The following is a 14325-nucleotide window of genomic DNA, read 5'->3' as shown; positions in this document are numbered from 1 at the left end:
TGTCTCCACGAGGCCACGGGGTGGCAGCAAACTTCCCGTGTTATTTCATCGGCATCGGTTGAAGCCTGGACCGCGGACCGCGCGGCCCGGCGTGGCGCCGGTGGGTTCGCCGTCGCGCAGCGCGGCGACGCCGTTGACGAGCACGTCGCGCATACCGATCGCGTAACGGTGGGGAGCCTCAAACGTAGCCGTATCGGCGATGGTGGCAGGATCGAACACCACAACATCGGCGAAATACCCCGGCCTGAGCGCGCCACGGTCCGTGATCGACAGATTGCGCGCGGGCAGCCCCGACAGGCGATGCACTGCCTCAGCCAGCGTGATCAGCTTCTCGTCGCGGACATAGTGGCCAAGCAGCCGGGCAAAATTGCCATAAGTGCGCGGGTGTGCGCCCGATTTGAGAAATACGCCCTCGGCAGATTGCGAGGCCGCGTCCGAGCCGAAGCTCATCCAAGGCAGCTTGACCTGTTCGCGGACATTGTCCTCGGACATCAGGAAGTACACTGTTCCGACGCGCGTGCCGTCCTCGATCACCAGATCCATCGCGGTCTGCTCGGGCGACTGGTTGCGCATCGCTGCGACTTCCGCCAGCGTCTTGCCGGTAAGAGGCTTGAGCGCGGGGTTCTTGAAGCCCACGAGGATCATCTTGTCCGCGCCGGCGCCGTGAAACAGGTTTTCCCAGTCGCTACCCGGCGCCTTCATCTCGGCTGCAACGCGCGCGCGGATGGCGGGGTCCTTGAGCCGCTCGATCCACGCCTCGACCCCGCCGGCCTGCACCCAGGTCGGCATCGCTGCATCGAGCCCGGTGGCACCTGCGGTATAGGTATACATGTCCGCGGTGATCCTGAGGCCTTCGCTCCGCGCCGCCTCGATCTGCCGGACCACGGCTTCGCGCTTGGCATGGTTGTCCTTGCCTGCCATCTTGAGATGATAGATTTCCGCAGGGGCCCCCGAACGGCGCGATATCTCGATCAGCTCGGCTACTGCCTGCTCGATCCGGTCGCCTTCCGACCGCATGTGGCTGATGTACATGCCACCGCAGCGCCCGGCCTCTTTGGTCAGCGCGACCAGCTCGTCGGTCTCGGCGTACGAGCCGGGCGCGTAGATCAGCGAGCTGCCGACGCCCATCGCGCCCTCGTTCATCGCCTCGCGGACCAGCGTGCGCATCCGTGATAGCTGTTCGGGGTTTGGATCGACATCGCCTTCGCCCAGCTCGTGTACCCGCACCGTCGCTGCGCCGACGAAGCTGGCCACATTGGTCGCGACGCCGCGCTTTTCGAGATAGCTCAGATAATCGCCGAGGGTGGTCCATTCGATCGGGAATTTGAGATCGCCCTGGCGCGCGGTCTCGTCCGCCTTCATCTTGGCGTTGACCGGTCCCATCGACCAGCCTTCGCCCATGACTTCAAGCGTAACCCCCTGGCGGATGTCGCTCTGGCTGCGCGGATCGATGATCAGCGATTCGGTCGCCCAGCTCAGCATGTTGATGAACCCGGGCGCCACCGCCATGCCGCGCGCCGAGATTTCGCTGCGGCCTGCACCCTCGACCGTGCCGACTGCGACGATCCGGTCGCCGTTGATCGCGACATCGCCCGTTGTCGGCGCTGAACCTGTGCCATCGTAGATGGTGCCGCCGCGGATGACGACGTCATAGCGGGCAGGGGAACCTTGGGTGCTCGCGCACCCTGCCAGGGCAAAGGGCAGGATGGCAGCAGTCGCGTACCGCGTGATCAACCGGCGCAATTTCATGTCACCATCTCCGCAAGTCTGCCGAACACTGCGGACGCATCATCCGTGCAGGCTCATCAGGGAATCCATCAGGCCGTCATCGGCGCTCGAACACACGCCCAGCACCAGCGCCTCTTCGCAGCCTTCGGCGACGACATAGGCATCGCCCATCGACGAATCGAGATAGATTCCCTGGCCGGCGGTGAGCGCGACGGCATCGTAGAATTCGGTGTGAATCTCGACCTCGCCTTCGATGACGTAGATGAACTCCTCGCCATGGTGGCGCACCAGATCTCCGAACTCGCTGGCGCTGCGCGCGCGGATGCGGGTGATGATCGGGATCATCCGCTTCTGACGAAGGTCGGTGCACAGATAATGGTAATCGTAATTGTCGGTGGTAACCCGCACCGCCTTGTCGATGGTCCCGATGCTGCGGCGACCGGTCACGCGCGGGGCGGGTTCTTCCTGCGATTCGGCGAACAGGTCCGACATGCGGATGTTGAGCCGCTGGCTGAGTTGCTGGAGCTTGTCATAGCTCAACGTCAGCCGGTCGTGCTCGACCTTGGACAGCGTCGATACCGGGATACCCGACTTTGCGCTCATCTGCTTGAGCGTCCAGCCATTGCGCGCACGGATATCGCGCATCACTGTTCCCAAAGTCGGCGGGGAGGAACGATCCGCCATCAAAAAATCCAATCGTTGTTTGACAATTTTCTAATCAGGATCATTATGTCCCTATCGGGCTAACAGTTGTTAGCTATTGGTAAGCCGTCGCGTCGCAAGCTGCAAGCATGTCGCGTGGGTATTCAGGGACAAAAGGGGAGTGCAATGCGTTTCATCCGCAAGGCGATGATCGGGCTGGCCGCTCTGGCGGCGTTGCCGCTGGTCGCGCAAGGGCCCGCGCCGCAGCCGAAAGCTGAAAAACTGGCGACGGCGGCGGTCAACGCTGACACAGGTGCAGCTTCGGCCAACCCGCTCAACAGCGCCGATGTGGAAGCGTGGCTCGACGGGTTCCTCCCTTATGCGCTCGAAAAGGGCAAGATCCCTGGCGCAGTCGTTGTCGTGGTCAATGGCGACGGAGTCGTGCTGCAGAAGGGCTATGGCTATTCGGACGTTGCCAAGCGCACCCCGGTCTCGCCTGAGACAACGCTTTTCCGGCCCGGCTCGGTCTCCAAACTGTTCACCTGGACCGCGGTGATGCAGCAGGTCGAGGCGGGCAAGCTCGACCTCGACAAGGACGTGAACAGCTATATCGATTTCAAGATTCCGCCGTTCGAGGGCAAGCCGATCACGCTGCGGCATATCATGACGCACACCGCAGGCTTCGAGGAATCGGTGCGCCACCTGATCAGCAGCGATCCCAAGGCTGCGATGACACTCAAGAAGCAGATGCCGCTGGCGCTGCCCGAGCGGGTGTTCGCTCCCGGAACCACGCCTGCTTACTCGAACTATGCCACCGCGCTTGCCGGCTATATTGTCGAGCGGGTCAGCGGCGAGCCCTTCGACGACTATATCGACAACCATATCTTCGACCCGCTGGGAATGGCGCATTCGTCGTTCCGCCAGCCGCTTCCGGCAAAGCTCGTCCCGCTGATGTCGAAGGGCTATCCCGATGTCACGCAGAAGCCCGAGCCCTTCGAGATAGTCATTCCCGCGCCTGCCGGCAGTCTTTCATCGAGCGGCGAGGACATGGGCAAGTTCATGATCGCGCATCTCAATCAGGGCGGCGTGCTGCTCAAACCCGAGACCACCCGGATGATGCACGACTTCCGCGCGCCCGGAATCGCCAACCTCAACACGATGGCGCTGGGTTTCTACGAACAATGGGTCAACGGCCAGCGCGCGATCGCGCATGGCGGCGATACCGTGTGGTTCCACAGCTATCTGTGGCTGTTCCCCGAATCGGATATCGGCCTGTATATCTCGATGAACAGCGCAGGTGCCGAAGGCGCCGCAGGCGGCGTCCGCAGCGCGCTGTTCCACAAGTTCGCCGATCGCTATCTTCCCGGCGATGAGCCCATGACCCCGATCGATGCCAAGACCGCGCGTGAACACGCGGCATTGGTGGCTGGCACCTATGTCTCCAGCCGCGGATCGTTCACCAACTTCCTCAGCGTGCTGGGGCTGCTGGGGCCGACCAGCATCATGCCCACCGAAAACGGATCGATCAGCCTGCCCGGGCTCGACGGCCTCAGCGCCGCCGCGCGCGACTGGGTCGAGGTCGAGCCATTCGTCTGGCGCGACCGCAACACCGGAGAGCGGCTGGTTGCCGAGGTCAAGGATGGCAAGGTCGTCCGGGTCAGCATGGACGCGGTTTCGCCGTTCATGATGCTGACCCCGGTACCCGCAGCGGTGAACACCGACTGGATCAACCCCGCCTTGATCTTCGCGCTTGCCATCGTCGTGCTGACTGCATTGGCATGGCCGGTGCGCGCGCTGGTCCGGCGCAACTTCGCTGCCGCCATGCCGTTCGAAGGCAGGGCGCGCACCGCCTATCGGCTGTCGCGCCTGTTCGCCTGGCTGGTGATCGCAGCGGTGGTCGGATGGATGGCGCTGATCCTCACCTTTTCGGCCGATATCGGCGCGATTGGTGGTCCGCTCGACTGGCTCATCCATCTGCTGCGCATCCTCACGCCACTGGCAAGCTTCGGCCTGCTGCTGACTGCGGGTTGGTATGGCTGGCTTGTCTGGACCGGCAAAAGGCGCTGGACGACCAAGCTTGGTGCAACGCTGCTGGTGCTCGCGGCGCTGCCATTGGTCTGGGTCACCGTGGTGTTCAACCTCTATGGCACCAACATGGTGTATTGATGGCACTGCAGACACAGACGGCGCTGACGCTCGACCTTCGGGTCGAGCGCTTCGCTTACCACCAGCCGTTCCGCATCTCGGGCCATGTCTTCACCGAAACCGCCTTGCTGGTAGCAACCCTGTCCGATGGGCAGCATGTCGGGCGCGGCGAGGGGGCGGGGGTTTATTACCTGGGCGATGATATCGATAATATGCTCGCGCAGGCGACCAGCGTGCGCGAAGCAATCGAGCGCGGGGCGAGCCGCCAGGATCTGCAGGAAATGCTTCCGCCCGGAGGCGCGCGCAATGCGCTCGACTGCGCCTATTGGGATCTCGAGGCGAAGCAGGTCGGACGTCCGGTGCGGGAACTGGCAGGGCTTGAATCCCCCCGGCCGTTGCTGTCAACGCTGACGCTTGGCGCCGACACGCCCGCGGCGATGGCGGCGGCAGCCCAGGCGCTCGATCCGCTCGCGCCGGTCAAGGTCAAGCTTACCGGCGATCTCGACGACGACATCGCCCGGCTCGAGGCGATCCGCGCTGCGCGGCCCGAGGCGTGGCTCGGCGTCGATGCCAATCAGGGTTACGATATCGGCACGCTCGCCAGCCTGATGCCGGTGCTGATCGGCTTGCGCATCGCGCAGCTCGAACAGCCGCTCAAGCGCGGACGCGAGAGCGATCTCGACGGCTTCAAGCGGTCGATCCCGTTCGTTGCCGATGAAAGCGCAGTCACGCTGGCCGACACCGCAAGCCTCGTCGGCAGGTTCGACATGGTCAACATCAAGCTCGACAAATGCGGCGGGCTTACCGAGGGCCTGGCGATCGCGCGCGAGGCGCGGTTGCTCGGGCTTGGCGTGATGGTGGGCAACATGATGGGTTCCAGCCTGTCGATGGCGCCATCGTTCTTGCTCGGCCAGCTGTGCGACATCGTCGACCTCGACGGCCCAACCTTCCTTGCACGCGATCGCGTGCCGGGCGTGAGCTATCGCGATGGCCGCGTGCATTGCCCGTCAGAAATTTGGGGCAACTGACATCAGCCTTTGCCAGCGACGCAGCCACTTGAGAATTTTCTCTCCCCTGTCATCCCACGAGGGTTGACAAGTTTCTGTTTAGAGTAAAATATCTCCAATAAGAAAATAGGTGCCAAGACGGGTGCCAATCAGGACAATCAAGCGAAGTCCGACGGATAGAGTGCGTCCAAGGCATTCGCCTGCCCGGAGGCTAGAGCACATCAACGTTCAATAGGGAGCGAACGCGCGCTGCCCGGCGGAAAACTCCGCCCGGAGCAGGCAGTCGCTCAAAGGGGAGATCATGATGAAGAACGCACTTTTGGCCGCCGGAAGCACCTTGGCGATGTGCACCGCAATGCCTGCTTTTGCCCAGGATTCCGCCGATACGGCCGCGCGAGATGGCAATGAGATCGTCGTTACCGCGCAGAAGCGCACCGAACGGCTGCAGGATGTTCCAATCTCGATCAGTGTCGTTACCGGCGAGCAGATGCAGCAGAGCGGAGGATCACAGCTCACCGATTATGCTGCTTATGTTCCCGGGCTGCAGGTCGATAACGCCGGCTCGCCCGGCCGCTCGACGCTGTCGCTGCGCGGCGTCGCGCCGATCGGCCCCAGCGCCACGGTCGGCATCTATCTCGACGATGCGCCGATCGGGTCGAGCGGCATCTACAACCGCTCGCAGATCTTCACGCTCGACCTTTTGCCCTATGATATCGAACGGCTCGAAGTGCTGCGCGGACCGCAGGGCACGCTCTACGGTGCGAGCTCGATCGGCGGCCTGTTCAAGTACGTCACCGTCCAGCCTGACCTTCGCGATCTCAAGGCAAAGGCCACCGGCGAAGTGTTCACCATCTCGAATGCCGACGATATGGGATGGGCGGCCAGCGCAATGGTCAGCGTGCCGATCATCGCGGACGAGCTGGCAGTCAGCGGCAGCTACTCGCGCCGCGAAACGCCCGGGTTCATCGACAACATTCTGACCGGCGAGAAGGACGTCAACGACGCAGTCCAGCAGGGAGCGCGCGCCGCCTTGCTATGGCAGCCCGACCCTGCGCTGACCATCAAGCTGAGCGCGATCTGGCAGAAGACCGATTCGGACAATCAGGGTATTTTGTATGAAGGATTCGGCGGTACGCCTCTGGCAGCCGGAGCTGCGTTCCTGAGCACCAACAATCAGCTGGCCGATCCCTTCAACAGCGAGTTCCAGTATTATTCGGGTTCGATCGCGTATGATTTCGGCTTTGCCGAGCTGAGCTCGACGACGTCGTACAGCAAGCTCGATATTTTCGAGGTCAGCGATGCCAGTCGCGTCTTTGGCGGAGCCTTCGGCGGACTGGCGCCATTCCCGTCCGAACTGCTTCAGAAGAAGTTCACCGAAGAGGTTCGCCTGACGTCGGCACCGAGCACCAGCTTCGAATGGATGGTCGGCTTCTTCTTCACCGACGAGGACAACACCCACAGCCAGATCGTGCGTGCGCTCGATTTTTCGCTCAATCCGATCCCGGGAGTCGATCCCTTTGCGATCGTGGGTCTGCCCAACACCTACAAGGAATACGCCGTCTTCGGCAACGCGACCTGGAAACTCAGCGAGGCGTTCCACCTCACCGGCGGCCTGCGCTGGGCGCGCAACGACCAGACCTTCACCCAGCTTACGGAAATTCCGCTGGCAGGCCTGAGCATCGGCGGCGATGGTACATCGCGCGAAGAGGTGGTGACCTATAGCGTCAGCCCGCAGTTCATCATCAATCCCGACACGATGGTCTACGCCCGGGTCGCAACCGGCTATCGTCCGGGTGGGCCGAACGTCGCGTTGCCGGGTTTCCCGACGACAGTCGGTTCGGAGCGGGTGACCAGCTATGAAGCGGGTATCAAGGCTGCGTTTCTCGATCGTGCCGTCTCGATCGATGCATCGGTGTTCATGCTCGATTGGGACGATCTGCAGACGTCTGCGCCCTTTGCCGGCGGGATCAACGGCTTGGTCAACGCCGGGACGGCGCGCAGCAAGGGTGTCGAAGCCGCCTTGCGGATTCAGCCCGTTGCCGGGCTAAGCTTTGGCTGGAACTTTGCCTATACCGACGCGACCTGTACCGAAACGACCGCCGCCTGCACCGATGGCGACCAACTGCCCAACGTTCCCAAGGTGTCCACGGCAATGACCGCCGACTATGCGTTTGCACTGGGTGATTCCGCCAGTGCGCGGGTCGGAGGATCGGTCCGCATTGTCGGTGACCGGATTTCGGCGGTCGAGAGCTCGCCGCTGGCAGTGCCGGTCGAGGGCTTTGCCACGCTCGATCTCAACGCCGCAGTCACCTTTGGTGAGCGTTGGACCGTGCGAGCCTATGCCCGTAACCTGACAAACGAGGAGGGGCGGATCACCACCAATGTAGCAACAACCAACCCCGGCTTCCTGGCAACCATACCCTTGCAGCCGCGCACCTTTGGCGTCGCGCTTGACCTGTCGTTTTGACGCACGGAGTTTGATGAATGAACGCGCCCATGATGCGTCTGGCTGAAAGCCTGGCTCTGCCGCAGCCTTATCTGCTCTTTCTGGGCGACACCACCGAACGGGGTTATGCCAAGACCGCATTGGGGCTTGCTGACTGGGCCGCAGACCGCTGTGTCGGCGAGTACTGGGTCGACGGCTGCACGGTGACGACCGGGCTTGCCCGGATGTCTCCGGCAGAGGCGCGCGCGGCTGGGGCGCAGTCGCTGGTCATCGGCGTTGCCAACCAGGGCGGGCTGATCGGCCCGACCTGGATTGCCGCGCTGATCGAGGCGATGGAGGCGGGGCTGGATATCGTCAGCGGGCTGCATGTCCGGCTGGCCAGCATCCCTGCGCTTGCTGAAGCGGCATGCCGCACCGGCCAGCGGCTGATCGATGTGCGTACCCCGCCCGCCAATATCCCGATCGGCACCGGCCGCAAGCGCAGCGGCAAGAGGCTGCTCACCGTCGGCACCGATTGCGCACTGGGCAAGAAATACACTGCGCTGGCGCTGCACCGGGCGTTCGTGGCGCGCGGCATCGACGCCGATTTCCGCGCTACCGGTCAGACCGGGATCATGATCGCGGGTGGCGGCGTTCCGATGGATGCGGTGATATCCGATTTCGAGGCGGGGGCTGCCGAGATGCTCAGCCCCGATGCCGCGCCCGATCACTGGGACCTGATCGAGGGCCAGGGATCGATCTTCAACCCCGCATATGCTGCGGTCTCGCTCGGCCTGCTCCACGGCAGCCAGCCCGACACGTTCGTGGTCTGCCACGATCCGTCGCGCAAGGTCATCCTGGGGATGGAAAGCTTTGCGCTGCCGAGCATTGAGGAGGTCATCGATCTCACCGTCCGCCTGGGCAGCCGCACCAATCCCGCGATCCGCTGCACCGGCGTCAGCCTCAACACCTCGAGCATGGGTGCGGAAGAGGCGGATGCCTATATGGCCTCCGAAAGCGCGCGCCTCGGACTCCCGGTTGCCGACCCGATCCGCGGCGGGGCAAGATTCGATGCGCTCGTGAACAGCTGCCTGTCATGATCGCTGCAGCGCCTGCCAAAAGGGCAAGCTGGTTCCAGCGGTTCCTGCTCCCCGGGCTGGCGCTCAAGGCGGTGATCATTGGCGGCGGCTATGCCACCGGGCGCGAACTTGCCGAATATTTCGTGCCCGCGGGGCCCTGGGGCGGGCTTGCGGCGATGCTGCTGGCGACGCTGATCTGGACCGTGGTCGCGGCGATCACCTTCATGCTTGCGCGCGCGCTGCACGCCTATGACTATCGCAGCTTCTTCAAGGCGCTGCTCGGGCCGGGCTGGATCGCGTTCGAGATATCCTATCTGATATTCGTCATCCTGATCATTGCGGTGTTCGGCGCAGCGGCAGGCGAGATCGGCGCGGCAACCTTCGGCTGGCCTGGGTTCCTGGGATCTGCGGTGCTCGCTCTGGCGATTGTCGCGGCGACATCGCTGGGCGAAGGCGCGGTCGAGCAGCTGTTCAAATATGCCTCGATGCTGATCTATGCGGTCTATGCCCTGTTCCTGGTGTTCGCGCTGTCGAGCTTCGGCGACCGCATCGGCGCGACGTTTGCCGCAGCGCCGGCACCGTCGGGCAACTGGATGGCGGGCGGGCTGACCTATGCCAGCTACAACATCGTCGGCGCCGTGATCATCCTGCCAATGCTGCGCCACCTCACCAGCCAGCGCGACGCGATGGTCGCCGGGCTGATCGCAGGACCGCTGACCATGATCCCTGCGGTCCTGTTCTTCATCGCGATGATGGCCTTCTACCCTTCGATCGGTGCCGAGACGCTGCCTTCCGATTTCCTGCTGCGGCAGATGGCGGTGCCGGGCTTCCATTTCGTGTTCCAGATGATGATCTTCGTCGCCTTGCTCGAAAGCGGTGTCGGCGCGATCCATGCGATCAACGAGCGGATTGCAGGCGCACTCGAGGCGCGCTCGCGTCCCGAGCCTGGCGCCCTGGCGCGCGCCGCGATCGGCGCTGTGATCCTGACGGCTTGCATGTTCGTCGCCGCGCGGATCGGTCTGGTCGATCTGATTGCCAGCGGTTACCGCTTCCTCGCCTGGCTGTTCCTCGCGGTCTATGTCGTCCCGCTGCTCACGCTTGGCGTCTATCGCCTGATCCGTACCCCGAGTTCTTCGCCATCGGAGTTGCCTGCATGAAACGCTTCCATCTGCTCGCGGGCGCTCTGCTCGCGGCCGCTGCCGTGCCTGCCTGGGCCGAACCCCCCAAGGACATCGACCAGAGCGTCGAGGCGCTGCGCCAGAAGGTGGGCGCTCCGGGCGTGTCGATCGCGATCGTCGAGGGCGGCAAGACCACGCTGTCGCGCGGCTGGGGCGTGCGCAAGCTGGGCGACAAGGCTCCGGTTGATGCCGCAACCTTGTTCCAGACCGGATCGACCGGCAAGGCGCTGACCGCCGCGGTGCTGGCGATCCTGGTCGATGAAGGCAAGATCGCCTGGGACGATCCGGTGATCAAGCATATGCCGTGGTTCCGCATGCACGATGCCTGGGTGACGCGCGAGATCACGATCCGCGATCTGCTGGTCCATCGCAGCGGGCTGGGGCTGGGGCAGGGCGATCTGATGTTCGTCCCGCGCACCAATCTGACCCGCCGCCAGACCGTCGAGCGCGTCGCCTTCCTCAAGCCCAAGACCAGTTTTCGCTATTCCTACGCCTATGACAACATCCTCTATGCGGTGGCAGGACAACTGATCGAGGAGGTCACCGGCCAGACGTGGGAAGTGTTCATGCGCGACCGCGTGCTCAAAGCCGGCGGCATGAAGCACGCGACCAGCGACAGCAACGATCGCTTCCGCATCGCCAACCGCTCCTGGCCGCACGCGCGGCTTTCGGGGCCGTTGCGCGGGCTAGGCGACCAGCAGGTGCTCGACGAGCGCGACGAGCTCGGCCGCAACGGTGCGCCCGCGGGCGGCCTTGCGATGAGCGCTGACGACATGGCGGCGTGGCTCAAGATCCAGCTTGCGCAAGGCAAGTTGCCAGGCGGCAAGCAACTGTTCAGCGCGCAGCAGGCGAAGGAAATGTGGACGCCGGTGACTCCGATGGAGGTCACCCCGCTACCCGCCGAATTGAAACCCGCGCAGCCCAACAACCAGGCCTATGCGCTTGGCTGGCAGGTACAGGATTATCGCGGCCACCAGATCATCAGCCATGGCGGCGGGGTGTTCGGATCGATCACCCGCGTGGTGATGATCCCCGAACTCGATGTCGGCTTCGCGATCATGCTCAACTCCGAGGAGAGCGGAATGCTGCTCGGGCTTAGCTATGATCTGATCGATCACTATCTCGATGAACCCGACTTCGACTGGACCACCAAATGGCAGGACTGGTATCTGGCGCGGCTCGAGGACGGACGGAGGTATCTGGAGACGACGCAGACCGCGGCCGCATCGGGGGCGAAGGTCGGTCCCTCGCTCGATGTCGCGCGCTACGCCGGACGCTATCGTGATCCGTGGTACGGCGATGTCGTTATCGCCTCGACCCCACAGGGGCTGACGATCGATTTCACCTCGACCCCGCGCATGGTCGGGCGGCTCAAGCACTGGCAGTATGACAGCTTCGTCACCGAATTCGACGACAAGGCGATCGAGCCTGCCTATGTCACCTTCGCGCTTGATGCCGATGGCGCCATCACCGGGGTGACGATGAAGACCGTGAGCAAGATCGCCGATTTCAGCTGGGATTATCACGATCTGGACCTCAAGCCCGTGGAGAATTCCAAGTGAACCGTATCGCCATGCTCCTCGCCGCCACCGCGTTTTCCGCGTTGGCTGGTTGCGCCACCACGCCCAACGATGCAGGCGGCGATGCTGCCACGCTGCATAGCCGCATCCTCACGCTCGACACCCATCTCGATACCCCGCTGCATTTCGCGCGTCGTGGCTGGAGCTTTGCCGATCGCCACGATCTGGCGACCGATCTTGCCCAGCTCGATATCCCGCGGATGGAGGACGGCGCGCTCGATGGCGGGTTCTTCGTCACGTATACCGATCAGGGTCCGCTGACCGCCGAAGGCTATGCCGGCGCATTGGCGCACGCACGCGCGCGCTCGGACCTGATCGATGCCACGCTGGCAAAACACGCCGACCGCATTGGCACTGCGCTCACCGCCGCCGATGCCCGCCGCCTTAACCAGCAGGGCAAGCTGATCGCGTTCAAATCGATCGAGAACAGCTATCCGCTGGGAGAAGATATCTCGCTGCTCGCCGAGTTTCACGCCAAGGGCGTGCGCATGGCGGGGCCGGTGCATGGCAAGAACAACCAGTTCGCCGACAGCTCGACCGATACGCCGCGCTGGAATGGGCTGAGCCCGCTGGGCAGGAAATGGGTCGCGGAAATGAACCGGCTGGGCATGGTGATCGACGCCAGCCATTCATCCGACGCGACATTCGACCAGATGCTCGAGCTGTCGAAATACCCGATCATCCTCTCGCACTCGAGCCTGCGTTCGGCGAATGACCACCCGCGCAATCTCGACGAAGGCCGGTTGCGCGCGCTCGCCGCGAAGAACGGCGCGATGTGCGTCTCGACGATATACCTGTCCGAGATGAACATCACCCCCGAGCGCGCCAAACTGTTCGCGATGTATGAGCAGATTGGAACGATGCCCCCGGCGGAGCAGGCCGATCTCACCCGCCGCTGGCGTGAGCTCGATAAGACCGAGCAGATGTGGAATGCAGATTTCGAGAAGTTCATGGCGATGGCGCTGCGCGCGATCGAGGTCGCGGGCCCCGATCATATCTGCTTCGGCGCAGACTGGGATGGCGGCGGGGGCCTTGTCGGGATCGAGGATATCTCGGCGCAGCCCAAGATCACCGCGCGACTGAAAGCGGCGGGCTATTCGGACGCGGACATCGAGAAGATGTGGAGCGGCAATGTGCTGCGCATCCTTGAGGCGCAGGGCGGGGGAGCGGTCCGCTAGGCCGCTGCCCGCTCCCTTTCGGCCTGCTTCAGCTCATCGAGCCTGACGGACTGAACCAGCACGATCTGCTCGAGCTTGGCCGCGACGATCAGCGCATGCGCTTGCGCAAGGTCGCTTACGGTCAGGCTGATCGTCATCTTGTCATCCCCGACGCGCATCTGCAGCGCATCGGGGACCACGCTGCGCTGGGCGAAATAGCCCAGCACCCGGAGGAGCGACTGCGGATCGATCATCGCCTCGACCTCGAACCGCCAGTTCTCGCAGCTCATGCCGGTTGCATCTCGCGTGCGTTGGCGATCACCTGCTCGGCCATTTCATCGGCGACATGCGCGGGCGAGCGGCCTTCGGCGGCTGCGCGCGCGATCAGCAAGCCGACGCGTGGCGCGATGGCTGCGACCCGCTGGCCGACATGGCCCACATCCTCGCCCAGATACTCCGCCGACACGCTGATGATCCCGCCCGCGTTGACGACATAATCGGGCAAATAGACGATGCCGCGCTCCAGCAGCAGCGCAGCGACATCGGGGGAGGCGAGCTGGTTGTTGGCCGCGCCGCACACCAACCTGGCGGTGAGATTTGCGACGACATAGCGGGTCAGCGCGCCGCCCAGCGCGCAGGGCGCAAACACATCGGCATCTACCGAGGCGATCTGCTCGACTCCGACGACACTGGCACCGACCTCCTTCGCCAGCGCAAAACATCGCGCGGCATCGGTGTCGGCGATCACCAGCCGCGCGCCGGCGGCATGCAGGCGTCTACACAGATCCGCGCCGACATTGCCAACACCCTGGACGGCGACCGTCAGCCCATCGAGATTGCCGCGCAGCACCTGCGCCACGCCGGTCTGCATCGATTCGAACACGCCTTGCGCGGTCCAGGGCGAGGGGTCGCCGCCAGCGCATCCCGTTTCGGGCGGCAGGCCGGCGACATGGCGCGACATCGAGGCAACGACCTGCATGTCGGCGACCGAAGTCCCGACATCTTCCGCTGTCACATACCGGCCATCGAGTTGCGCGACCGCGCGACCGAACGCCTGGAACAGCGCCGTGCGGTCGAAGTCCTTGTCGGGCCGGCGCAGCACCGCCTTGCCGCCCGAAAAAGGAAGGCCAGCCAGCGCGTTCTTGTAGGTCATGCCCCGCGCCAGCCGCACCGCATCGGCTTTGGCATCCTCGCCATCGGCATAGCTCCAGAACCGGCAACCGCCCGCAGCAGGCCCCAGATCGGTCTCGTACATCGCGATATAGCCATCAAGCCCGCTGGCGGGATCGTGCAGACGAACGCATTCGACAGTGGCGGTTTGCAGGTCAAATTGATCGGACATGATGGGCTCCTGAAATGTTGTGCTGCTTATGGCAGCGCGCGC

The 14325-nt window shown here is 63.9% G+C and carries 11 protein-coding genes; 7 read left to right on the top strand and 4 right to left on the bottom strand.

Annotation, left to right across the window (positions count from 1 at the left end; translation table 11 throughout):
• Positions 1-45 precede the first annotated feature (45 nt).
• The gene (locus tag IP68_RS15505; protein WP_054135922.1) at positions 46-1749 is read right to left on the bottom strand and encodes an amidohydrolase family protein; all 1704 of its coding nucleotides are present in this window, start codon (positions 1747-1749) and stop codon (positions 46-48) included.
• Positions 1750-1788: 39 nt separating this feature from the next.
• Positions 1789-2412 carry a helix-turn-helix domain-containing protein gene (locus IP68_RS15500; protein WP_054135921.1) on the bottom strand — a complete coding sequence of 208 codons (624 nt, stop codon included), beginning with the start codon at positions 2410-2412 and terminating at the stop codon, positions 1789-1791.
• Positions 2413-2556: 144 nt separating this feature from the next.
• Between IP68_RS15500 and IP68_RS15495 the strand changes: the two genes are divergently transcribed.
• The 7 genes from IP68_RS15495 (at position 2557) to IP68_RS15465 (ending at position 12962) form a co-directional block, all read left to right on the top strand.
• A complete protein-coding gene (locus IP68_RS15495; RefSeq protein WP_054135920.1) occupies positions 2557-4536 on the top strand; it encodes a serine hydrolase in 1980 nt (659 codons plus the stop codon).
• On the top strand, positions 4536-5543 hold the full coding sequence (locus IP68_RS15490; protein ID WP_054135919.1) for a dipeptide epimerase: 1008 nt from the start codon (positions 4536-4538) through the stop codon (positions 5541-5543). Before IP68_RS15495 ends, IP68_RS15490 begins: the two co-directional genes overlap by 1 nt.
• A 283-nt stretch (positions 5544-5826) precedes the next feature.
• Positions 5827-7989, top strand: a complete 2163-nt coding sequence (locus tag IP68_RS15485; protein WP_197275826.1) for a TonB-dependent receptor — start codon at positions 5827-5829, stop codon at positions 7987-7989.
• 17 nt (positions 7990-8006) lie between these two features.
• The gene (locus tag IP68_RS15480) at positions 8007-9047 is read left to right on the top strand and encodes a DUF1611 domain-containing protein (protein ID WP_054135917.1); all 1041 of its coding nucleotides are present in this window, start codon (positions 8007-8009) and stop codon (positions 9045-9047) included.
• Positions 9044-10183 (top strand): hypothetical protein, encoded by a 1140-nt coding sequence (locus tag IP68_RS15475; protein ID WP_054135916.1) that lies wholly within the window; start codon positions 9044-9046, stop codon positions 10181-10183. Before IP68_RS15480 ends, IP68_RS15475 begins: the two co-directional genes overlap by 4 nt.
• Positions 10180-11766, top strand: coding sequence for a serine hydrolase (locus tag IP68_RS15470; protein WP_054135915.1), 1587 nt, complete (start codon positions 10180-10182; stop codon positions 11764-11766). Before IP68_RS15475 ends, IP68_RS15470 begins: the two co-directional genes overlap by 4 nt.
• Complete coding sequence (locus IP68_RS15465) at positions 11763-12962, top strand: dipeptidase (protein ID WP_054135914.1); 1200 nt, start codon at positions 11763-11765, stop codon at positions 12960-12962. Before IP68_RS15470 ends, IP68_RS15465 begins: the two co-directional genes overlap by 4 nt.
• On the opposite strand, the gene IP68_RS15460 is transcribed toward IP68_RS15465, so the two are convergent.
• Both IP68_RS15460 and IP68_RS15455 read right to left on the bottom strand, forming a co-directional pair.
• Positions 12959-13231, bottom strand: a complete 273-nt coding sequence (locus tag IP68_RS15460) for a hypothetical protein (RefSeq protein ID WP_054135913.1) — start codon at positions 13229-13231, stop codon at positions 12959-12961. The two genes, IP68_RS15465 and IP68_RS15460, sit on opposite strands and share 4 nt — an antisense overlap.
• Positions 13228-14283, bottom strand: coding sequence for a Glu/Leu/Phe/Val dehydrogenase dimerization domain-containing protein (locus IP68_RS15455; protein WP_054135946.1), 1056 nt, complete (start codon positions 14281-14283; stop codon positions 13228-13230). The genes IP68_RS15460 and IP68_RS15455 overlap by 4 nt, the downstream gene beginning before the upstream one ends.
• Positions 14284-14325 lie beyond the last annotated feature (42 nt).

It is taken from the genome of Blastomonas sp. AAP25, assembly GCF_001295965.1.
In the GTDB taxonomy this organism is placed as follows: domain Bacteria; phylum Pseudomonadota; class Alphaproteobacteria; order Sphingomonadales; family Sphingomonadaceae; genus Blastomonas; species Blastomonas fulva.
Note: the sequence above shows the minus strand (reverse complement) of the source record. Positions and strands in the feature narration are given on the sequence as shown.